Origin of the sequence: Streptomyces sp. NPDC127197, assembly GCF_042672405.1 — a bacterium.
Classification (GTDB): domain Bacteria; phylum Actinomycetota; class Actinomycetes; order Streptomycetales; family Streptomycetaceae; genus Streptomyces; species Streptomyces flavusporus.
In genome coordinates, this window is sequence record NZ_JBHXVG010000012.1 from 189,032 (window position 1) to 210,243 (window position 21,212).

Sequence of the window (21,212 nt, forward strand, 5' to 3'; positions counted from 1 at the left end):
TTGCGACCCGGCGGCCTTCGAAAGATCTGCGTGATCTGCGGTATCTACGTGATCTGCGAGATTTCGAGTGGCGCGGGTCAGCCGGCTACTCGTACGGCGAGCGCGTCGCCGATCTCGGAGGTGCTGCGGGCCGGCTTGCCGACGCGGTCCGCGAGGTCGGCGGAGACCGCGTCCTCGATCCGGGTCGCCTCGGACTCGTGGCCGAGGTGACGCAGCAGCAGGGCGACGGACAGGACCGTGGCGGTGGGGTCGGCCTTGCCCTGGCCGGCGATGTCGGGCGCCGAGCCGTGCACGGGCTCGAACATCGACGGGAACTCCCCGGACGGGTTGATGTTGCCGGAGGCCGCGACGCCGATGCCGCCGGAGACGGCCGCGGCGAGGTCGGTGATGATGTCGCCGAAGAGGTTGTCGGTGACGATGACGTCGAAGCGCTCGGGCTGGGTGACCAGGTAGATGGTGGCCGCGTCGACGTGGATGTACTCGGTGGTGACCTCGGGGTACTCCTCGGCCACCTTGTTGAAGATGTTCGTCCACAGGTGGCCCGCGAAGGTGAGCACGTTGTTCTTGTGGACCAGCGTGAGCTTCTTGCGGGAGCGGGCCTGGGCGCGGGCGAAGGCGTCACGGACGACGCGCTCGACGCCGTAGGCCGTGTTGACGGACACCTCGGTGGCGACCTCGTGAGGGGTGCCCTTGCGGATGGTGCCGCCGTTGCCGGTGTACGGGCCCTCGGTGCCCTCGCGGACCACGACGAAGTCGATCTCCGGCTGGCCGGCGAGCGGGGTGGCGACGCCGGGGAGCAGCTTCGACGGACGCAGGTTGACGTGGTGGTCGAAGGCGAAGCGGAGCTTGAGCAGGAAGCCGCGCTCCAGGACGCCGGAGGGGACGCTCGGGTCGCCGATCGCGCCCAGCAGGATGGCGTCGTGCTTCTTGAGGTCGTCGAGGTCGGCGTCGGTGAGGGTCTCACCGGTGGCGTGGTAGCGCTGGGCGCCGAAGTCGTACTCCTTGGTCTCCAGCTTCACATCCTGCGGGAGGACGGCGGAGAGGACCTTCAGGCCTTCGGCCACGACCTCCTGGCCGATGCCGTCACCGGGGATCACTGCGAGATTGATGCTGCGAGACATACGGATACCGTACTCCTCGTCCCATGGAATGACACGGGGCGTCCGCGATACGGACACCCCGACGGGCGACGGCATCATCGTGTCGCCGCCCGTTCACCCGTACGTATGACGGGTGTTGGGGTGTGCTGGGAAGTTCACCCGCATGGAGACCCCTGATGTCGGCATTCCGCCGCAGCTCGCCCGCCGGATGAGCATGGCGGAGCAGTACGAGTACCTGCACACCAAGGTCGTCCGGCGCCGCACCCTGGTGACGGCGGGCGCGGTGGCGGGCGGACTGCTGACCGGCTGCTCGGGGTCGGGGTCGACGCGGACGACACCGAGCCCGACCGCCTCTCGCGCACCGGGTGCCGCCGTCGCCCCCTTCGGCCGCCATCTCGCGTTCGGCGCCGACCCGAAGACCCAGATGCGGATCTCCTGGCAGGTGCCCGCCGCGGTGCGCAGGCCGTACGTCCGGATCGGTGTCCGCCCCGACGACCTGGGCCGCAGGATCGAGGCCGAGGTACGCGACCTGCACACGCCTCAGGTGCAGGGCGTGCGCGCGGCAGTCGAGCAGTACTACGTGCACGCCGCCCTGGACGCCCTCCTCCCCGGCACGACGTACTACTACGGCGTCGGTCACGACGGTTTCGACCCCGCCTCGCCCGAACGCCGTTCCACCATCGGCTCGTTCCGCACGGCACCGGCGAAGGCGCGCTCGTTTGTCTTCACCGCCTTCGGCGACCAGGGCGTCGGCGAGGCCGCGGCCCTCAACGACAAGCTGCTGCTGCGCCAGAAGCCCGCCTTCCACCTCCACGCCGGCGACATCTGCTACGCCAACCCCACCGGCCGGGGCAAGGATTCGGACGCGTACGACCCCACGCACTGGGACCTGTTCATGCAGCAGACCGAGCCGGTGGCGAAGTCGGTGCCGTGGATGGTGACGACCGGCAACCACGACATGGAGGCCTGGTACTCCCCCGACGGCTACGGCGGCCAACTCGCCCGTTTCTCCCTGCCGGACAACGGCTTCGACCCGCGCAGGGCGCCGGGCGTGTACGCGTTCACCTACGGCAACGTCGGTGTCGTGGCGCTGGACGCGAACGACGTGTCGTACGAGATCCCCGCCAACCTGGGCCACACGGACGGCCGGCAGACCGAGTGGCTGGACAGGAAGCTCGGCGAGCTGCGCAAGACCGTGGACTTCGTGGTGGTCTTCTTCCACCACTGCGCGTACTCCACGTCCACGCACGCCTCCGACGGCGGGGTGCGCGCGGAGTGGGTGCCGCTGTTCACCAAGCACCAGGTGGATCTCGTCATCAACGGGCACAACCACGTCTACGAGCGGACCGACGCGGTCAGGGACGGCCGGGTGGGCAAGCCGGTGCCGATCGGCGCGTCGACGGACCCGAGGCGGGACGGGATCGTGTACGTCACGGCGGGCGGCGGCGGCAAGGACCTGTACGGCTTTCCGGCGGGCGTGAAGGAGAGTTACGAGGGCCGGGTCGCCGACGAGGACTCCGTGACCACCTTCCAGTGGACCAGGTCGCGGCTCGCGAAGGCGGAGACGGTGGAGTGGTCGCGGGTACGGTACCGGGGCTTCTCGCTCCTCTCCGTGGAGGCGGAGGCGGGTACGGCTCCGAGGCTGAAGGTGTCGGCGCTCGCCTCGAGCGGTGAGCGCATCGACTATTTCGAGGTGCGGCGCGGAGGGTAGAGGTCCGCGCCGCACCCCGGCGGGTGCGGCTCCCGGTCTGTGGGCCGGCCCTTCAGTGGCCGGTCTCGCCGCCGTTGTCGCGGCGGTCGAGGGCGCGCTGGAGGGCTGCGGCGGCGTTTTTGCGGTCGGACTCGCTCGTGCGGGAGGCGTGGCGGACTCGGCGGCGGACGGTCGTCTCGGCCATGGGGAATCGACTCCTTCGAGAATCCTGGAGTGCGGCAGGGGGTAACGAGACGCCGGATGGGGCGGGGAGCGGTGCCGCAGGGGTTGCCTGCACGGGGCCCGGCTCACGACCGCCATTCGCTGGATCGAGCGAGACGTTCGGCTCCTACAAAGCTAAGCGAGGACGGAGCGTCTGTCTCCACAATTACTTGGGCTTCCTACTATCTGAGACGGTGGAGTACGTCACACGGCCGTGAGCTGGGCTTTACCGCTCTTCGCGTCCGTCAGGGATCAGCGCGGCGGACCCCTCCGTTCCGTGAGCCGTTCACAGCACGTCCGCCACCGCCCCCCGGAAGCCCTGCGGATCCTCCACCCACGGCAGGTGCCCGGCATCCGGCAATACCACGCGGTGCACGCGCGGCAGCGCCCGTTCCAGTGAGTCCACGGCCGAACGTGGACGGACGTCGTGGGCGCCGTCGAGGATGAGGACGGGCAGGTCGAGCTCCCGGCAGGCGGCGTGCAGCTCCGCGGTGCCCCAGGCGCGTCTGCGTTCGGCGTTGAGGGCCTTGTTGCAGTCGGTGTTGACGCCGAACCAGGGATCGGCCATTCGGCGGGCGTGCTCCAGGTCCCGTGCGCGGTCCGCGAACTCGGCGGACCACTGCAGCACCGCCCGTTCCCGGTCCTCCGCCTCGGTCAGTTGCGGGCGGTCCGTCAACTCCTGCCAGCGAGCGAGGCGTTCGGGGCGCTCGCCGAGCCGGGCGCGGAAGTTCGCCTTGTACGCCGGGTGCCAGTCGGCGTCCGGGTCGATGCCCGTGCCGGCGACGTACACCAGCGCGCTGACCCGCTCCGGGTGGGCGAGGGCATAGCCGAGCGCCAGTTGTGCGCCCCAGGAGTGGCCGAGCAGGGCCATGCGGCTCAGGCCGAAGTGGCGTCGTACGGCGTCCAGATCCGCCACGAAGCGGTCGGTCGTCCACGGGCCCGCGCACCGCTGCGAGCGCCCGCAGCCGCGCTGGTCCCAGCGGACCGCCGTGGCCAGGTCCGCGAGCAGCTCCGCCACGTCCTCGAACATGTCCCACAGGCCGGTCCGCCGTGGCACAGCACCAGCGGCTCGCCCCGGCCCGACCGGCTCGCCCACAGTCGTACGCCGTCGTCAGTGGTGATGGCCCACGTCCCCGTCATGGACGCCAGTCTGCATGGAAACCGCCCCCGTTCCGGAGGGGGGTTCCGGAGCGGGGGCGGAGTTCTCAGGGGCTGGGCGTCAGCCCATGTGCGGGTAGGTGTAGTCGGTCGGCGGGACCAGCGTCTCCTTGATGGCGCGGGTCAGGGTCCAGCGCATCAGGTTCTGCGGTGCGCCGGCCTTGTCGTTGGTGCCGGACGCGCGGCCACCGCCGAAGGGCTGCTGGCCGACGACGGCGCCGGTCGACTTGTCGTTGATGTAGAAGTTGCCGGCCGCGTAGCGGAGCTTGTCCATCGTGTACGCCGCCGCCGCGCGGTCGCCCGAGATGACCGAACCGGTGAGCGCGTAGGCGGACACCGACTCCATCTGGGTCAGCATCTCCTCGTACTTGTCGTCCTCGTAGACGTGCACGGCGAGGATCGGGCCGAAGTACTCGGTGGTGAAGACCTCGTTCTCCGGGTCGGTGCACTCGATGACCGTCGGGCGGACGAAGTAGCCGACCGAGTCGTCGTAGGAGCCGCCCGCGACGATCGTGCAGGCCGGGTCCGACTTGGCGCGGTCGATCGCGTTCTTGTTCTTGGCGAAGGCGCGCTCGTCGATGACGGCGCCCATGAAGTTGGCGAGGTCGGTGACATCACCCATGGTGAGGTAGTCGACCTCGGCGGCGAACTCCTCCTTGAAGCCGGAGTTCCAGATCGACGCCGGGATGTACGCCCGGGAGGTGGCGGAGCACTTCTGGCCCTGGTACTCGAAGGCACCCCGGGTCAACGCCGTCTTGAGCACGGCGCGGTCGGCCGACGGGTGGGCGACCAGGAAGTCCTTGCCGCCGGTCTCGCCGACGATGCGCGGGTAGGAGCGGTACTTCTCGATGTTGGCGCCGACCGTCTTCCACAGGTACTGGAAGGTCTTGGTCGAGCCCGTGAAGTGGATGCCGGCGAGGTCGCGGTGCTCGAGCGCGACCTTGGAGACCTCGATGCCGTCGCCGGTGACGAGGTTGATCACGCCCTTGGGCAGACCGGCCTCCTCCAGCAGCTGCATCAGCAGCACGGCGGCGTGGGTCTGGGTCGGGGACGGCTTCCACACGACGACGTTGCCCATGAGAGCCGGGGCCGTCGGCAGGTTGCCCGCGATCGCCGAGAAGTTGAACGGCGTGATCGCGTAGACGAAGCCCTCCAGCGGGCGGTGGTCGAGCCGGTTCCACACGCCCGGCGAGTTGGCCGGGGGCTGCTCGGCCAGGATCTGGCGGGCGTAGGCGACATTGAAGCGCCAGAAGTCGATCAGCTCGCAGGGGGTGTCGATCTCGGCCTGCTGCGCGGTCTTGGACTGGCCCAGCATGGTGGAGGCGGCCAGCGTCTCGCGCCACGGGCCGGCCAGCAGCTCGGCCGCGCGCAGGATGATCGCGGCGCGGTCGTCGAAGGACATCGCACGCCAGGCCGGCGCGGCGGCGAGGGCCGCGTCGATGGCGTCCTGCGCGTCCTGCTGGGTGGCGTTGCGGTACGTGCCGAGGACGGCCTTGTGGTTGTGCGGCTGGACGACCTGGAAGGCCTCACCGCCGCCCATCCGCTTCTCACCGCCGATGGTCATCGGCAGGTCGATCGGGTTCTCGGCCAGCTCCTTGAGCCTGGCCTCCAGCCGGGCACGCTCGGGCGAGCCGGGGGCGTAGCCGTGCACCGGCTCGTTGACGGGGGTGGGGACCTGGGTCACAGCGTCCATGGGTTACCTCTTCCGAGTGATTCCCGGGCTTCAGCCGGGGGGAGCTGAAGCGGTTACGTATGGTGAGCAGCGGTCAGGGCTTGACCGTCACGAACTCGCCTCGGCGGGCTCGTGAGAAGCCCCCTCGGGGGCGGAGTCACGGGTTGCGTAACTCCTTTCCGCGGAACCGGGTCCGGCTCAGCCGGCCGCGGGGCGGCGGCTGTCGGCTTCCGAACGCTTCTCGGCAGCCGACAACCGCGGCTCATCCAGCGCATCACCCCTTGCTGGCCATCGAGCGGACGAAGAAGCGCAGGTTGGCGGGCTTCTCCGCGAGGCGCCGCATGAAGTAGCCGTACCAGTCGGTGCCGTACGCCGTGTAGACCCGCATGCGGTGTCCCTCGGCGACCAGCCGCAGGTGCTCCTCGCTGCGGATGCCGTACAGCATCTGGAACTCGTACTCGTCGAGCTTGCGCCCGGCGCGCCGGGCGAGCTCCTGGGCGATGGAGATCAGGCGCGGGTCGTGGGACCCGATCATCGGGTACCCCTCTCCCTCCATCAGCGTCCGCAGGATCCGGACGTACGCCTTGTCGATCTCGTGCTTCTGCTGGTAGGCGACCTCGGCGGGCTCCTTGTAGGCGCCCTTGACGAGGCGGACGCGGCTGCCGTTCGCCGCGAGGCGGCGGGCGTCGGCCTCGGTGCGGAAGAGGTAGGCCTGGATGACGCAGCCGGTCTGCGGGAAGTCCAGGCGCAGCTCGTCGTGGATGGCGAACATCGAGTCGAGGGTGGTGTGGTCCTCCGCGTCCAGGGTGACCGTGGTGCCGATCTCCGCGGCGGCCTCGACGACCGGGCGGACGTTGGCGAGCGCGAGCTCGTGCCCGCCGTCCAGCGCCTGGCCGAACATCGACAGCTTCACCGACATCTCGACCTTCTCGCCGAGCTCCAGCGGCTTGAGCCGGTCGACCAGCTCCAGGTAGGCGTCGCGTGCGGCGGCAGCCTGTTCGCGGGTGGTGATGTCCTCGCCGACGACGTCCATGGTCAGCTCGAGGCCCTTGGCGCTGAGGTCCTGAACGATCGGGACGATGTCGTCCACCGTCTCGCCGGGGATGAAACGGTCGACGACCTGTTTCGTCACCGGGGCCGCCGAGATCAGGCGTCGCATCCGGTCGCTGCGCGACGCGGCGAGAATCACGGGACCCAGCACGGGGCACCTCCAGGAAACAACCAACACAAGGCCGATACCCGACCATTCGGGTACGGCACGGAGAACCACCGTGAAACCTAAGGATCCCTCCGATCGTCGGCCATCGACAGCTGTCACGCATCCGTGCCACAGATCTCAGACAGATGTATGAAGGCTGCCGGGAAATGCGGCAGAATGCCCGGGTGACGTCGGGTTACGAGGGTGACTACCAGGAGCTGGTCGACGAGATCTCCGAGCTCTTGGGCGCCCCCGCGACGCTGGAGAACCGCGACTTCGAGCTGATCGCCTTCGGTGCCTACGACAGCGAGGGCGACCTCGACGCGTCGGCCCTGGACCCGGTGCGCGCCCGCTCGATCCTGACCCGGCGCTCCACGGCGGCCGTCCGGACGTGGTTCGAGGGCTTCGGCATCACCCGGGCCACGAGACCGGTCCGCATCCCGCCCACCCCGGAGGCCGGGGTGTACCGGGGGCGGATCTGTCTGCCGGTACGCCATCGCGGTGTGGTGCTGGGCTACGTCTGGCTGCTCGACAGCGAGCCAGGGCCCACCGACGCACAGCTGACCGCCGCCATGGAGGTGACCGGCCGGATCGGGGCGCTGCTCGCGGACGAGGCACAGGCCGGGGCGGATCTGACCCGGGAGTTCCGTACGGCCCTCACGGCGGAACGCGGCTGGCAGCGCGACATGGCGGTGGCCGCGTTGCGGACGGCTCTGGGTCCGCGCGGTGAGGGCCTGCACGCCCTGGTGTGCGTCGCTCCCTGGCCGTCGGCCGACCCCGACGACGCGCCGTCGGCCCGTGCGGTGCCGCACACGACGGCCCTGTGCACGGTGCCGTGGGGTACGACGGGGCAGAGCCTGGCGGTGCTGGTGCGGCTACGCTCGACGGACGTCCGCTCGCCGGCGCTGACGGCGGCGTCCCGGCTACTGCGGGAGGGGGCGCGGGCCGGCGTCGGTGAGCCGCTCACCGGCCTCGCCGAGCTGGGTACCGCCTGGCAGCAGGCCTCGGCCGCGGCCCGCGCCGCACTGGCCGAGCCCCGCCTGGGCCCGGTGGCCGAGTGGTCCGGCATCGGCCCGTACCGCGTGCTGACCACGCTCCCCCCGGACGCGGCCCACGACCCCGCAGTGTCCCCGCTGCTCGCCCCGGCCCACCGCGAACTGGCCCGCACCGCCGAGGTCTTTCTCGACTGCGCGGGCCAGGCCGGCCGCACGGCCGCCGAGCTGGGCGTCCACCGTCAGACGCTGTACTACCGCCTGTCCCGGGTCGAGCAGTTGACCGGCCTGGACCTGGACGACGGCGAGGACCGGCTGCTGCTGCACATGGCGCTCAAAGGCGCTCGGCTCTGACCTTACGGAAGCACACGGCGGCGATGACCGAAGCCTGCTCGAGCGTGATCAAACAGGATTTGAAAACGATTGTCATCATGCTACGGTCATCAAACGCTCAACCTTTGCCCTTGCGCTTACCCGGAGTGTTCCCGTGCGCCTCCCCGCCCGCTTCCTGTCCCTCACTGCGGTCACCGCGGCCTCCTCCCTGCTCACCGGCTGCTTCGCGTCCACCGGTTCCGGCTCGGGCACCGCCGAGGGCAAGCGCATCCGCGTCGCCCATATGCAGCCGCCGCGCTCGGGCCTCTCGCCGCTCTCCGACGACGCGTTCAAGCTGTCGCGTTGGTCCACCGCCGAGACCCTGGTGAAGCTGGACGCGGAGGGCGACGCGCTGCCCGCCCTCGCCACCGAGTGGATGCAGTCCGGCAGGACCTGGACCTTCACCATCCGCGACGGCGTCACCTTCCACGACGGCACCGATCTCACCGCCCAAGCCGTCGTCAACTCCCTCACCAAGGCGGCCACCGCCGCCCCCAAACCGCGCATCCTCGACGGCGTCGAGCTGACGGCGAAGGCCGACGGGGAGGACAAGGTCACCGTCACCACGGCCACCGAGGACCCGCTCGTCCCGCAGCGGCTCAGCTCGCCCCAGCTGTCGATCCTCGCGGCGAAGGCGTACAAGGGGAAGACCGTCAACCCCGTCGGCGCCGGCACCGGCCCCTTCGAGCTGACCAAGGTCAACGGCACCTCCTCCGCCACCCTCGACCGGTACGACGACTACTGGGGGCAGAAGGCCAAGGCCCCTGGAATCGACGTGAAGTTCGTGCCGGACGGCACCGCCCGCGCGGCGGCCCTGCGCAGCGGGGAGGCCGACATCGTCGAGGCGATACCCGTCTCGCAGGCCGCGGTGCTCGACCAGGACCTGATTGCGGAGGTCCCGATGCCGCGCACCAACACCCTGTACCTCAACACCGAGAAGGGCGTCTTCAAGGACGCCTCGCTGCGTGCCGCCGCCCGCGAGGCGATCGACGCGGAGTCGATCGTGAAGGGCGTGTACGAGGGGCGCGCCGATGTCGCCGAGGGGCTGCTCGGCCCGGCGCTGCCGTGGGCGGCCGGCCTGCGGACCGGTGTCGAGCGGGCCAAGCCCGGGAAGGCGGACGGCGAGACCATCACCGTCGGCACCTTCACCGACCGCGCCGAGCTGCCCGAGGTCGCGGCGGCACTGCAACAGCAGCTCCAGAAGGCCGGGTTCAAGGTGAAGCTGGACGTCCGCGAGTACGCCAACATCGAGTCCGACGCGCTCGCGGGCGAGTTCGACGCGTTCATCCTGTCCCGGGCGACGGTCCTCGACTCCGGCGACCCGGCCGCGTACCTCTACAGCGACTTCGCCTCCGACGGCTCCTTCAACATCTCCCAACTCGCCGACTCCTCCGTGGACAAGGCGCTGCAGAAGGCGGGCGAGACCGCCGTCGGCGACGCGCGCCGCAAGGCCGTCATCGAGGCCGAGGCCGCCGTGCTCGGCACCGACGCGGCGATCCCGATGCTGCACGAGCGCGTGATCCAGGGCGACGCCGCCGAGGTCGTCGGCGCCGCGCACGACCCCCGTGAGCGCGAGCTGGTCACGGCGGACACATACGTCAAGTGAAGCCCAATGTCGCGGGGTTGACCCGCGCCCTGTGTCTCGTCGCCGTCGTCGCCGCCGTCGGCCTGCTGCCCTGGCTCTCCGGCAAGGACCCCGCGCTGACGGTCCTGCGTGCCCGCTCCGCCGAGCAGGAGCCGACCGAGGAGGCCCTGGACGCCGTACGGCGGGACCTCGGTCTGGACGCCGGTCCCCTTTCCCTGCTGGGGAAGTGGGCCGGCGGCCTGCTGCGCGGTGACCTCGGCACCTCCTGGGTGTCGGGCACGGACGTCCTGCCGTCGGTCACGGCCGGGCTCCAGGTGTCGCTGGCCCTGATGGGCGTGGCGCTCGCGGTGGCCGTGCTGCTGGCCGCCGCGCTGGTGGCGCCGGTGCTGGTACGCGGCCGGGGGTCGGCCGGCGGGTTCGCCGCGATGCTGGCCGCCGTGCCGGAGTTCCTGCTGGCCACCGTCGCGCTGCTGGTGTGCGGGGTGTGGCTGGGGTGGCTGCCGACGTCCGGCTGGCAGGGACCGGAGAACATGGTCCTGCCCGCGATCGCGCTCGGCGTCCCGGCGGGCGGCCTGCTCGGCCGGCTGGTCGCGGATGCGCTGCCCGCCGTGCTCGACGAGCGGTGGGTGGAGCTGTGGCGGGGTGCGGGGGTCGGCCGTGCGCGGATCTCGGCGGCGGCGCTGCGGCGCGTACTGCCGCCGCTGGTACCGCAGTTCGGGATGGCGGCCGTCGGGCTGACCGGTGGCGCGGTCGCGGTGGAGACGGTGTTCGCGGTTCCCGGCATCGGCCGTGCGGCGCTCGGTGCGGCCAAGTCGCAGGATCTGCCGCTGCTTCAGGGCTCGGTTCTCGCCCTGCTGCTCCTCGGCCTGGTCACGGGCGTGCTGGCGGCGCTGGTCCGGCGCCGGCTGCTGGGCCCGGCCCTGCGCGATGCCGGTCTGGCGCTGCCTCCGGCCCGGCCGGTCCGTACCCACCCGGCGGTTCCGTCGACCCTGCTCGCCGTCCTCGCCGTGACCATCGGCTGGGGCCTGCTGCGCGACCCGTACGCCGTGAACACCACGGCCCGCCTGGCGTCCCCTTCCTGGGCGCACCCCCTCGGCACCGACGGTCTCGGCCGGGACGTCCTCGCCCGGCTCGGGCACGGAGCCGCCTCGACCGTCGGCACGGCGGCGGCCGTCTGCCTCCTCGGCCTGCTGATCGCGCTGGCCCTCGGTTTCCTGCCGGGCGTGGCGTCCGGCGCCGCCGACATCGCCAACGCCCTGCCTCCGGTGATCGTCGGCATCCTGGTCGCGGCGGTCGTGGGCCCCGGCACCGGCGGTGCCACCCTCGCGGTCACCCTGCTGTCCTGGCCTGCGTTGTCCGCGCACGCGGCGGCGCTGGTGCAGGAGGTGCGGGCGTCGGCGTTCCTGACCGCCCAACGGGCCATCGGTGCAACGCCGTGGTGGATCCTCACCCGGCATGTGCTTCCGTCCGTCGCCGGGCCCGTCGCCCGGCATGCGCTGCTGCGGCTGCCCGGTATCGCCCTTGCGCTGGCCTCCCTGGGCTTTCTGGGCCTGGGCGCCCAGCCGCCCGCCCCCGAGTGGGGCCTGCTGCTCGACGAGTCCCGCGCCTATGTGGAACGCGCCCCGTGGGCCGCCCTCGCCCCGGCCGTCGCGCTGGCACTGCTGGCGGCGCTGGCGGTGTCGGGAGCGGCGTACACGAGCGGGCGCAGGCGCGTCCGTAAAGCCGCCCCTGCCCTGAAGGAGGTGCCCGTTGCCGTCTGACGTGCTGCTCTCGGTGCGCGATCTGCGGATCGCCTTCGACGGTGTCGAGGCCGTACGCGGCCTGTCCTTCGACGTCCGCCCCCGCGAAGTCCTCGCCGTGGTCGGCGAGTCCGGCGCGGGCAAGTCCCTGACCGCCCGTGCGCTGCTGGGAATGGTGCCGCGGGGCGCGACCGTCGGCGGGACGATACGGCCGGACCTGTCGGCGGAGCGTGGCCGCCGTATCGCCCTGGTCCCGCAGGACGCCCTGTCCGCGCTCTCCCCCGTGCACCCGGTGGGCGACCAACTCGCCGCCGCCGTACGGTCGGTGCAGCGCGTCTCCCGCAAGGAGGCCCGGGCCCGGGCGGTCGCCGCCCTGGACCGGGTGGGCATTCCGGACGCCGCCCGCACGGCACGGGCGTATCCGCACGAGTACTCCGGCGGCATGCGGCAGCGGGCGGTCATAGCGATGGCGACGATCAACGAGCCCGATGTCGTGGTCGCCGACGAACCGACCTCCGCGCTGGACGCGGAGCGTCAGGAGCAGGTGCTGCGGGTGCTCGGCGAGCGGCGCGAGGCGGTCGGCGCCGCGCTCGTCCTGGTCACGCACGACATGGACGTCGTACGGGACCACGCGGACCGGGTGCTGGTGATGTACGCGGGACGCGCGGTCGAAGCCGGCCGGGTGCAGGATGTGCTGTCCCGGCCCCGGGCGCCGTACACGGCGGGTCTGCTGGCCTCGCTCCCGCAGAACGCGCGCGGCCTGCGCCGCCTGCCCGCGCTCCCCGGCACTCCGCCCGCGCCGGGCGCACTTCCGGCGGGCTGCGCGTTCGCCCCGCGCTGCCCGCTCGCCACCGACCGCTGCCGCAACGAGGAGCCGGAGCCCCGCCCACTGGACGACCGGCTGGTGGCCTGCCACCGCGCGGACGACGTCCCGCATCCCGCGATCGACCTGTTCCAGGAGAAGCAGCCCGCATGAGCCCCCTGCTCGAGGTCCGCGAACTCGTCGTCCGCTACGGCGACTTCACCGCCGTCGACGGCGTCTCCTTCACCCTGGACGCGGGCGAGACCCTCGCCCTGAACGGCCCTTCCGGCTGCGGCAAGTCCTCGTCGGCCATGGCCGTGCTCCAGCTGCGCCGCCCGGACGCCGGCGAAGTCCGTTTCGAAGGCAGGGAGTTGACGTCGCTGACCGAACGCGAGCTGCGCCCGCTGCGCCCGCGCATGCAGCCTGTCTTCCAGGACCCGTACGGGTCGTTGAGCCCGCGCCACCGCATCCGCGATGCCGTGGCCGAACCTCTGAAGGTCCAGGGCCGCTGGACCGCCACCGACGGTCCCGCCCGCGTCGCCGAACTCCTCGACCGCGTCGGCCTCGACCCGTCGTACGGCGACCGGCACCCGCACGAGCTCTCCGGCGGCCAGTGCCAGCGCGCCGGCATCGCCCGCGCGTTGGCCTCCGAGCCGCGCCTGCTGGTCCTCGACGAGCCGGTCTCCGCCTTGGACCCATCCGTCCGAGCCGGTGTGCTGAACCTGCTCGCCGACCTCCGGGACGACCTCGGTCTCGGCTACCTGTTCATCTGCCACGACCAGGCGGTCGTACGGCACTTCGCGGACCGGGTGCTGGAGATGCGGAACGGGCGGATCAGCTGCGCCTGACGCCCTCGATCACCTGGCGCAGCCCTTCCGTCAGCTGCTCCGCCTCGGGCGCGCTCTTCGGATCGAAGGTCCACTGCGCCATGAGGCCCATCATCAGGGTCAGGTAGAAGGAGCCGAGGGTGTCCACGGTCTCCTCGGAGAGGTCCTCCTCGCGCCCGCCGTGGAAGATCGTGACGATTCCGCGCGCGCCCTCCCGCTGGGCCCGCGCCAGGTGCTCCCGCACTTCGGGCAGTTGGTCGCCCATGACCACGATCTCCATGCTGAGCCGCCACAGCGAGCCGGGGTCCCGCATGGTTCCGATGATGTTCGACCACACCTCGGCGAACCGCTCGAGCGAGCCGGGCTCGCCGCGGAGCTCTCCCCCGGCGCCCACGAACGCGTCGGAGATCCCTTCCACCATCTCGACGTACGCCTGCGCCAGCAGCGCGTCCTTCGAGCCGTAGTGGTAGCCGATCGACGCCAGGTTGGTCCCCGACTCCTTGACGATGTCACGCGCCGTCGTGCGCACGAAGCCCTTGGCGAGCAAGCAGCGCTTGGCGCCTTCGAGCAGATCCTCACGGTGTCCCATGCAACCCAGCGTATCGCCGCTCTGTACGACCGTATTAAACAAGCGTCATAGACAAGCGTTTAAGACGCCCGTACAGTCGAGGCCATGACGACGAACCCGAACCCTCCGGCGCGCGCCGGCCGCCGTGAATGGACGGCCCTGGGCGTGCTGATGCTTCCGCTCCTGCTGGTCTCGATGGACGTCTCCGTCCTCTACTTCGCGATCCCCGCGATCAGCGCGGATCTCGAGCCGAGCGGCACCCAGCAGCTGTGGATCTTCGACATCTACGGCTTCGTGCTGGCCGGCCTGCTGATGACGATGGGCTCGCTGGGCGACCGCATCGGCCGCCGCCGGCTCCTGCTGATCGGCGCGACCGCGTTCGGCGCCGCCTCGCTGGTGGCGGCGTACGCCGGCAGCGCCGAGACCCTGATCGCGGCCCGCGCGGTCCTCGGTATCGGCGGCGCGACCCTGATGCCGTCGACGATGGCGCTGGTCCGCACGATGTTCACCGACCCCGCCCAGCGCGCGCAGGCGATCGGCCTGTGGTCGGGCGTGATGACGGCCGGTATCGCACTCGGCTCGGTGATGAGCGGCGTACTCGTCGAGCACTTCTGGTGGGGTTCGGTCTTCCTGGTCAACCTGCCCGCGATGCTGCTGCTCCTGGTCCTCGGCCCGGTGCTGCTACCGGAGTCGAGGAACCCCCGGCCCGGCCGCTTCGACCTGCTGAGCGTCCCGCTGTCGATGGCGGCGGTGCTCCCCGTGATCTACGGCCTGAAGGAGATCGCGGCGGAGGGCTGGAACGTGCGCCATGTGGTGTCGGTGACGGTCGGCCTGCTCTTCGCCGCGCTGTTCGTCCACCGCCAGCGCACGACGGAGTCTCCGCTGATCTCTCCGGAGCTGTTCCGCAGCCGCGGCTTCAGCCCGGCCGTCGTCCTCAGCCTCGTCGCCGCGTTCGGCATGATGGGGTCGGCCTACTTCACCACCCAGTACATCCAGTCGGTCCTGGACAAGAGTCCTCTTGAGGCCGCGCTGTGGAGCCTGCTGCCGTCGGTGCCCATCGGCCTCGCAGCCCCGGTCAGCGCACAGCTCGTGCAGCGCGGCGTGCCCCGCGCGTATGTGGTGTCCGGAGGCTTCGCCGTCACCGCCTGCGGCTACGTGCTGCTGGCCCTGACCGGCACGGACTCCCTCTGGCTGCTGCTGGCCGCGTGCGGCGTCCTGGCCTGCGGCGTCGTCGCCGTCATGGCCCAGGTGACCGACCTGGCCATGGGCGCCGCCCCGGCGGAGAAGGCGGGCGCGGCCTCGTCCCTCATGGAGACCGGCACGGAGTTCGGCGGCGCGCTGAGCATGGCGTTCCTGGGCTCCATCGGCACGGCCGTCTACCGCCACGACATCCCGGCCTCGGCTCCCGATCCGGCCCGGGAGACGCTGGGCGGCGCGCTCGCCGTGGCCGAACAGCTGCCGGGGCGCACGGGTGACGCCCTGGCGACGGCGGCCCGGGAAGCATTCACCAGCGGCATGCACGCGGCGGCGGTGGCGGGGGCGACGCTGCTGGTGGGGGCGGCGGTGCTGGGGGCGGTCGTGCTGCGGCGGGTTCCGGACACGCGAAACGCCGGACAGGCTGACCGACTCAGCCCGTCCGGCGTTTGAGAACGAGGTCCGTTCACGGGGGTCCGGGGGCGGCAGCCCCCGGACGACGGCGACTCAGGCCAGGTTGACCGACCGCGCCGACGTCGCGCCGATCTCCGCGGCCACTTCGCCCAGCACCCCGGACGGCACCGTGTCGTCCACCGTCAGGACGGCCAGCGCCTCGCCGCCGGCGACGGCCCGGGACACCTGCATACCGGCGATGTTGATGCCCGCCTCGCCGAGGATGCGACCGACCGTGCCGACCACGCCGGGACGGTCCTCGTACCTCAGGACGACCATGTGGTCGGCGAGCGCGAGGTCGACGTCGTAGTCGCCGACCGCGACGATCTTCTGCAGGTGCTTCGGCCCGGCCAGCGTGCCGGACACCGACACCTCCTCGCCGTCGCCGAGCGTGCCGCGCACGGTGACGACGTTGCGGTGGTCCGGCGACTCCGAGCTGGTGGTCAGCCGCACCTCGACGCCGCGCTCCTGGGCGAACAGCGGGGCGTTGACGTACGAGACGGTCTCGTCGACGACGTCCTCGAAGACGCCCTTGAGCGCGGACAGCTCCAGCACCTTCACATCGTGCTGGGTGATCTCGCCGTACACCTCGACGTCCAGGCGGACGGCGACCTCACCGGCGAGCGCGGTGAAGATCCGGCCGAGGCGCTCGGCGAGCGGCAGGCCCGGCTTGACGTCCTCGGCGATGACACCGCCCTGGACGTTGACCGCGTCCGGGACCAGCTCACCGGCGAGCGCGAGGCGCACCGACCTGGCGACCGCGATACCGGCCTTCTCCTGCGCCTCGTCGGTGGACGCACCCAGGTGCGGGGTGGCCACGACCTGGTCGAACTCGAACAGCGGCGAGTCCGTGCACGGCTCCTTGGCGTACACGTCGAGACCGGCGCCGGCGACCCGGCCCTCCTTGAGGGCGGAGTACAGCGCCTCCTCGTCGACGATCCCGCCGCGCGCGGCGTTGACGATCCGCACGCTCGGCTTGACCTTGCGCAGCGCCTCCGCGCCGATCAGGCCGAGGGTCTCGGGGGTCTTCGGCAGGTGCACGGTGATGAAGTCGGAGACCTCGAGCAGCTCGTCCAGCGACAGCACCTTGACGCCCATCTGCGCGGCCCGCGCGGGCTGTACGTAGGGGTCGTAGGCGACGACCTTCATGCCGAACGCCGACATGCGCTGCGCGACGAGCGCGCCGATGCGGCCGAGGCCGACGACACCGAGGGTCTTCTCGGCCAGCTCGACGCCGGTGTACTTGCTGCGCTTCCACTCGCCGTTCTTCAGCGCGGCGTTGGCCTGCGGGATGTTGCGTGCGGTGGCGAGGATGAGACCGCAGGCCAGCTCGGCGGCGGTCACGATGTTCGAGGTGGGGGCGTTGACGACCATCACGCCGGCCTTGGTGGCGGCGGAGACGTCCACGTTGTCGAGGCCGACGCCGGCTCGTGCGACGACCTTGAGCTTGTTCGCGGCGGCGATCGCCTCGGCGTCCACCTTGGTGGCGGAGCGGATCAGGATCGCGTCGACCTCGGCGATGGCCGGCAGCAGCTCGGCGCGGTCCGCGCCGTTGCAGTGCCGGATCTCGAAGTCGGGGCCGAGCGCGTCGACGGTCGCGGGCGACAGCTCTTCAGCGATGAGTACGACGGGTTTCGAGCTCACGTGAGTCCTCACAAGTCCAATGCGTGCGGACGGCCGTCCCGACGGCCGCAGGCGGAGGAGGGGCTAGCCGCGTGGAAGACGCACGACGCTGTGGGCCTGACGCGTATGTAGTACGGCAGTGTAGTGCCGTGGCGGAGGTCGTCCTGCGTCTCTCCGGACGGATCACCCGTCCGTGGCTGGACGGGATGGACAACGTCTTCGTACACGACGTTACCCGGGGTTCGCCGAAGGGGCCGGAGCAATCCGCTCCGGCCCCTTCGATCCGAGGCTTACGCCTCCTCGTTGACCCAGCTCATGAGCTTGCGCAGCTCCTTGCCGGTGGTCTCCAGCAGGTGCTCGGAGTCCTGCTGCTTGTACTCGTTGTACTTCTTCAGGCCGCCGTGGTACTCGTCCATCCAGTTCTGGGCGAACGTGCCGTCCTGGATCTCCGAGAGGACCTTCTTCATCTCGGCCTTGGTGGCGTCGGTGATGATGCGCGGGCCGGTGACGTAGTCGCCCCACTCGGCGGTCTCGGAGATCGACCAGCGCATCTTCTCCAGGCCGCCCTCGTACATGAGGTCCACGATCAGCTTCAGCTCGTGCAGGCACTCGAAGTACGCGATCTCCGGCTGGTAGCCCGCCTCGGTCAGCGTCTCGAAACCGGCCTTCACCAGGGCGGCCGTACCACCGCACAGGACGGCCTGCTCACCGAACAGGTCGGTCTCGGTCTCCTCGGTGAAGGTCGTCTTGATGACGCCGGCGCGGGTGCCGCCGATGCCCTTGGCGTACGACAGGGCCAGCGCGAAGGCGTTGCCGCTCGCGTCCTGCTCGACGGCCGCGATGCAGGGAACGCCGCGGCCCTCCTCGTACTGACGGCGCACCAGGTGGCCCGGGCCCTTCGGGGCCACCATGCAGACGTCGACGCCGGCCGGAGGCTTGATGAAGCCGAAGCGGATGTTGAAGCCGTGGCCGAAGAACAGCGCGTCGCCGTCCTTCAGGTTCGGGGCGATGGACTCCTCGTAGACCTGGGCCTGGATCGGGTCCGGCACCAGGATCATGATGACGTCGGCCTCGGCGGCGGCCTCCGCCGGCGTCACCACGCGCAGGCCCTGCTCCTCGGCCTTGGCCTTGGACCTGGAGCCCTCGTGCAGACCGACACGCACGTCGACACCCGAGTCACGCAGCGACAGGGCGTGGGCGTGGCCCTGGCTGCCGTAACCGATGACCGCGACCTTGCGGCCCTGGATGATGGACAGGTCGGCGTCGGCGTCGTAGAACAGCTCGGCCACTTTGGGTTCTCTCCTTGGGGTGCAGATGTTGCGTCCCACCGTATGACGGCGGGGTGAGGGGAAGTTCGGGGGTCTCGGCATACGGGCGGCCGGGTCGTCGTCCGGCCGCCCGATCCCGTTTCTTATGCCGACCGGTCGAGCGCGCGAAGCGACCGGTCCGTGATCGAGCGTGCTCCGCGTCCGATCGCGATCGTGCCGGACTGGACCAGCTCCTTGATGCCGAACGGCTCCAGCATCTTCAGCATGGCCTCCAGCTTGTCGCTGGAACCGGTGGCCTCGATGGTGACGGCCTCCGGGGAGACGTCGACGGTCTTGGCGCGGAACAACTGCACGATCTCGACGATCTGGGAGCGTGTCTCGTTGTCGGCGCGCACCTTCACCAGAACGAGTTCCCGCTGAACGGCCGAACCCGGCTCCAGCTCGACGATCTTCAGCACGTTGACGAGCTTGTTGAGCTGCTTCGTCACCTGCTCCAGCGGCAGGTCCTCGACGTTCACCACGATGGTGATGCGGGAGATGTCGGGGTGCTCGGTGACGCCGACCGCGAGCGAGTCGATGTTGAAGCCGCGGCGGGAGAACAGGGCGGCAATCCGGGCCAGGATGCCCGGCGTGTTCTCCACCAGGACGGAGAGCGTGTGCTTGGACATGGGTCTTGGTCTCTCTCGGCTCAGTCGTCTTCGTTGTCGCCGAAGTCGGGGCGGACGTCCCGGGCGGCCATGATCTCGTCGTTGGAGGTGCCGGCGGCGACCATCGGCCACACCATGGCGTCCTCGTGGACGATGAAGTCGATGACGACCGGGCGGTCGTTGATCGAGTTCGCCTCCTCGATGACCTTGTCGAGGTCGGCCGGGTCCTCGCAGCGGATGGCGTAGCAGCCCATGGCCTCCGACAGCTTGACGAAGTCGGGGACGCGGGTGCCGGCGCTGGGCTGCTTTCCGTCCGCCTCGGGGCCGGAGTGCAGGACGGTGTTGGAGTAGCGCTGGTTGTAGAAGAGGGTCTGCCACTGGCGGACCATCCCGAGGGCGCCGTTGTTGATGATGGCGACCTTGATCGGGATGTTGTTCAGGGCGCAGGTGGTGAGCTCCTGATTGGTCATCTGGAAACAGCCGTCGCCGTCGATCGCCCAGACGGTCTGCTCCGGCGCGCCGGCCTTGGCGCCCATGGCGGCCGGGACCGCGTAGCCCATCGTCCCGGCGCCGCCGGAGTTGAGCCAGGTCGCGGGCTTCTCGTACTGGATGAAGTGCGCGGCCCACATCTGGTGCTGGCCGACGCCCGCCGCGAAGATCGTGCCCTCGGGCGCGAGCCGGCCGATGCGCTCGATGACCTGCTGCGGGGACAGGGAGCCGTCCTCGGGCTGGTCGTAGCCGAGCGGGTAGGTCTCGCGCCAGCGGTTCAGGTCCTTCCACCAGGCCTCGTAGTCGCCCCGGTGGCCCTCGCTGTGCTCCTTCTGCACCGCCTGGATCAGATCGGCGATGACCTCGCGGGCGTCACCGACGATCGGCACGTCGGCGGCGCGGTTCTTGCCGATCTCGGCCGGGTCGATGTCGGCGTGGACGATCTTGGCGTACGGGGCGAAGCTGTCCAGCTTGCCGGTGACGCGGTCGTCGAAGCGGGCTCCGAGGGCGACGATCAGGTCGGCCTTCTGCAGCGCGGTGACGGCGGTGACCGAACCGTGCATGCCCGGCATTCCCACGTGCAGCGGGTGGCTGTCGGGGAATGCGCCGAGCGCCATCAGGGTGGTGGTGACGGGCGCTCCGGTGAGTTCTGCGAGGACCTTCAGCTCGGCGGTGGCGCCGGCCTTGAGGACGCCGCCGCCGACGTAGAGGACGGGCCGCCTGGCGGAGGTGATCAACTTGGCGGCCTCGCGGATCTGCTTGGCGTGCGGCTTGGTGACGGGCCGGTAGCCGGGCAGGTCCATGGTGGGCGGCCAGGAGAAGGTGGTCTGCGCCTGGAGGGCGTCCTTGGCGATGTCGACCAGGACCGGGCCCGGGCGGCCGGTGGAGGCGATGTGAAACGCCTGCGCGATCACCCGCGGGATGTCCTCGGCCTTGGTGACCAGGAAGTTGTGCTTGGTGATCGGCATGGTGATGCCGACGATGTCCGCTTCCTGGAAGGCGTCCGTGCCGATCGCCTTCGAGGCGACCTGACCGGTGATCGCCACGAGCGGCACCGAGTCCATGTGCGCGTCGGCGATCGGCGTGACCAGGTTGGTGGCGCCGGGCCCCGAGGTCGCCATGCAGACGCCGACCTTGCCGGTGGCCTGCGCGTAGCCGGTGGCGGCGTGGCCGGCGCCCTGCTCGTGCCGGACCAGGACGTGGCGGACCCGGGTGGAGTCCATCAGCGGGTCGTACGCCGGAAGGATCGCGCCGCCGGGAATGCCGAATACCGTGTCGGCGCCGACCTCCTCGAGAGAGCGGATGAGGGACTGCGCGCCCGTGAGGTGCTCGGGGGCGGACTGCTGTCCTCCGGATCGGGGCCGCGGCTGCGGGTGAGGGGCCCCGGTGGCCTGCTCGGTCATCGGCATTCTCTTCTCGATGCTGAGGGTTTTTGCGAGGTTTGTGCGGTGTACGACTGCTGTTCGGCAGGTGCCTGTGCAACAAAAAACCCCTCGTGCCGTAAGGCAAGCGAGGGGAGCGCGCCGGTGTGGTCGCTGGGGATTCCGGAATCGTCCTCCGGTGGTCCCAGCTCAGCCGACGCGCTGTCCAAGTACGAGAATTCGGGTGCGCAT

Annotated in this window: 17 protein-coding genes; 7 read left to right on the plus strand and 10 right to left on the minus strand. The window is 70.8% G+C overall.

The genetic code is table 11. The features are described from left to right. Window positions 1–77 precede the first annotated feature (77 nt). On the minus strand, window positions 78–1,121 hold the full coding sequence (locus ACFVJQ_RS20985; protein WP_385513704.1) for a 3-isopropylmalate dehydrogenase: 1,044 nt from the start codon (window positions 1,119–1,121) through the stop codon (window positions 78–80). A 142-nt stretch (window positions 1,122–1,263) separates the two neighbouring features. On the opposite strand from ACFVJQ_RS20985, the gene ACFVJQ_RS20990 reads away from it, so the two are divergent. Continuing rightward, complete coding sequence (locus ACFVJQ_RS20990; protein ID WP_385785757.1) at window positions 1,264–2,811, plus strand: purple acid phosphatase family protein; 1,548 nt, start codon at window positions 1,264–1,266, stop codon at window positions 2,809–2,811. A gap of 52 nt (window positions 2,812–2,863) precedes the next feature. Here the strand turns inward: ACFVJQ_RS20990 and ACFVJQ_RS20995 are convergent, their stop codons facing one another. From ACFVJQ_RS20995 to ACFVJQ_RS21010, 4 genes are all read right to left on the minus strand, one after another. Beyond that, the gene (locus ACFVJQ_RS20995) at window positions 2,864–2,995 is read right to left on the minus strand and encodes a hypothetical protein (protein ID WP_018569343.1); all 132 of its coding nucleotides are present in this window, start codon (window positions 2,993–2,995) and stop codon (window positions 2,864–2,866) included. A 303-nt stretch (window positions 2,996–3,298) separates the two neighbouring features. Further along, window positions 3,299–4,069 (minus strand): alpha/beta fold hydrolase, encoded by a 771-nt coding sequence (locus tag ACFVJQ_RS21000; RefSeq protein ID WP_385785761.1) that lies wholly within the window; start codon window positions 4,067–4,069, stop codon window positions 3,299–3,301. Window positions 4,070–4,231: 162 nt separating this feature from the next. Then, window positions 4,232–5,863 (minus strand): L-glutamate gamma-semialdehyde dehydrogenase, encoded by a 1,632-nt coding sequence (gene pruA / locus ACFVJQ_RS21005; RefSeq protein ID WP_385785764.1) that lies wholly within the window; start codon window positions 5,861–5,863, stop codon window positions 4,232–4,234. A gap of 253 nt (window positions 5,864–6,116) precedes the next feature. Then, a complete protein-coding gene (locus ACFVJQ_RS21010) occupies window positions 6,117–7,043 on the minus strand; it encodes a proline dehydrogenase family protein (protein ID WP_385513700.1) in 927 nt (308 codons plus the stop codon). Window positions 7,044–7,207: 164 nt separating this feature from the next. Here ACFVJQ_RS21010 and ACFVJQ_RS21015 point away from each other — a divergent pair, with 164 nt between their 5' ends. The 5 genes from ACFVJQ_RS21015 to ACFVJQ_RS21035 all read left to right on the plus strand — a co-directional run bounded on the left by ACFVJQ_RS21015 (window position 7,208) and on the right by ACFVJQ_RS21035 (window position 13,378). Beyond that, on the plus strand, window positions 7,208–8,386 hold the full coding sequence (locus ACFVJQ_RS21015) for a PucR family transcriptional regulator (RefSeq protein ID WP_385513699.1): 1,179 nt from the start codon (window positions 7,208–7,210) through the stop codon (window positions 8,384–8,386). 133 nt (window positions 8,387–8,519) lie between these two features. Next, window positions 8,520–10,010, plus strand: coding sequence for an ABC transporter substrate-binding protein (locus ACFVJQ_RS21020; RefSeq protein ID WP_385785769.1), 1,491 nt, complete (start codon window positions 8,520–8,522; stop codon window positions 10,008–10,010). Continuing rightward, window positions 10,007–11,749 carry an ABC transporter permease subunit gene (locus tag ACFVJQ_RS21025; RefSeq protein WP_385785772.1) on the plus strand — a complete coding sequence of 581 codons (1,743 nt, stop codon included), beginning with the start codon at window positions 10,007–10,009 and terminating at the stop codon, window positions 11,747–11,749. The genes ACFVJQ_RS21020 and ACFVJQ_RS21025 overlap by 4 nt, the downstream gene beginning before the upstream one ends. After that, a complete protein-coding gene (locus tag ACFVJQ_RS21030) occupies window positions 11,739–12,704 on the plus strand; it encodes an ABC transporter ATP-binding protein (protein ID WP_385785775.1) in 966 nt (321 codons plus the stop codon). Before ACFVJQ_RS21025 ends, ACFVJQ_RS21030 begins: the two co-directional genes overlap by 11 nt. Then, window positions 12,701–13,378 (plus strand): ATP-binding cassette domain-containing protein, encoded by a 678-nt coding sequence (locus ACFVJQ_RS21035; protein ID WP_385513695.1) that lies wholly within the window; start codon window positions 12,701–12,703, stop codon window positions 13,376–13,378. Before ACFVJQ_RS21030 ends, ACFVJQ_RS21035 begins: the two co-directional genes overlap by 4 nt. Here ACFVJQ_RS21035 and ACFVJQ_RS21040 read toward each other — a convergent pair. Then, window positions 13,365–13,946 (minus strand): TetR/AcrR family transcriptional regulator, encoded by a 582-nt coding sequence (locus ACFVJQ_RS21040; protein WP_385513694.1) that lies wholly within the window; start codon window positions 13,944–13,946, stop codon window positions 13,365–13,367. The two genes, ACFVJQ_RS21035 and ACFVJQ_RS21040, sit on opposite strands and share 14 nt — an antisense overlap. Before the next feature lie 84 nt (window positions 13,947–14,030). Between ACFVJQ_RS21040 and ACFVJQ_RS21045 the strand changes: the two genes are divergently transcribed. Then, a complete protein-coding gene (locus ACFVJQ_RS21045; protein ID WP_385785778.1) occupies window positions 14,031–15,572 on the plus strand; it encodes an MFS transporter in 1,542 nt (513 codons plus the stop codon). Window positions 15,573–15,626: 54 nt separating this feature from the next. On the opposite strand, the gene serA is transcribed toward ACFVJQ_RS21045, so the two are convergent. The 4 genes from serA to ACFVJQ_RS21065 all read right to left on the minus strand — a co-directional run bounded on the left by serA (window position 15,627) and on the right by ACFVJQ_RS21065 (window position 21,008). After that, window positions 15,627–17,216, minus strand: a complete 1,590-nt coding sequence (serA, locus tag ACFVJQ_RS21050) for a phosphoglycerate dehydrogenase (RefSeq protein ID WP_224736849.1) — start codon at window positions 17,214–17,216, stop codon at window positions 15,627–15,629. 269 nt (window positions 17,217–17,485) lie between these two features. After that, entirely contained in the window at window positions 17,486–18,484 is a 999-nt protein-coding gene (gene ilvC / locus ACFVJQ_RS21055; RefSeq protein WP_385513692.1) for a ketol-acid reductoisomerase, read from the minus strand. A 122-nt stretch (window positions 18,485–18,606) separates the two neighbouring features. Further along, window positions 18,607–19,131, minus strand: a complete 525-nt coding sequence (ilvN, locus tag ACFVJQ_RS21060; protein ID WP_003997672.1) for an acetolactate synthase small subunit — start codon at window positions 19,129–19,131, stop codon at window positions 18,607–18,609. Window positions 19,132–19,151: 20 nt separating this feature from the next. Next, a complete protein-coding gene (locus ACFVJQ_RS21065; RefSeq protein ID WP_385785783.1) occupies window positions 19,152–21,008 on the minus strand; it encodes an acetolactate synthase large subunit in 1,857 nt (618 codons plus the stop codon). Between the last annotated feature and the right edge of the window lie 204 nt (window positions 21,009–21,212).

Excerpts from the sequence above, each read along its gene's own strand:
- ACFVJQ_RS20990 (WP_385785757.1), top strand. The coding sequence starts at position 1,264 with ATGGAGACCCCTGATGTCGGCATTCCGCCGCAGCTCGCCCGCCGGATG.
- ACFVJQ_RS21045 (WP_385785778.1), top strand. The coding sequence starts at position 14,031 with ATGACGACGAACCCGAACCCTCCGGCGCGCGCCGGCCGCCGTGAATGG.
- ACFVJQ_RS21035 (WP_385513695.1), top strand. The coding sequence starts at position 12,701 with ATGAGCCCCCTGCTCGAGGTCCGCGAACTCGTCGTCCGCTACGGCGAC.
- ilvN (WP_003997672.1), bottom strand. The coding sequence starts at position 19,131 with ATGTCCAAGCACACGCTCTCCGTCCTGGTGGAGAACACGCCGGGCATC.
- ACFVJQ_RS20985 (WP_385513704.1), bottom strand. The coding sequence starts at position 1,121 with ATGTCTCGCAGCATCAATCTCGCAGTGATCCCCGGTGACGGCATCGGC.
- pruA (WP_385785764.1), bottom strand. The coding sequence starts at position 5,863 with ATGGACGCTGTGACCCAGGTCCCCACCCCCGTCAACGAGCCGGTGCAC.
- ACFVJQ_RS21065 (WP_385785783.1), bottom strand. The coding sequence starts at position 21,008 with ATGCCGATGACCGAGCAGGCCACCGGGGCCCCTCACCCGCAGCCGCGG.
- ACFVJQ_RS20995 (WP_018569343.1), bottom strand. The coding sequence starts at position 2,995 with ATGGCCGAGACGACCGTCCGCCGCCGAGTCCGCCACGCCTCCCGCACG.
- ACFVJQ_RS21015 (WP_385513699.1), top strand. The coding sequence starts at position 7,208 with ATGCGGCAGAATGCCCGGGTGACGTCGGGTTACGAGGGTGACTACCAG.
- ACFVJQ_RS21040 (WP_385513694.1), bottom strand. The coding sequence starts at position 13,946 with ATGGGACACCGTGAGGATCTGCTCGAAGGCGCCAAGCGCTGCTTGCTC.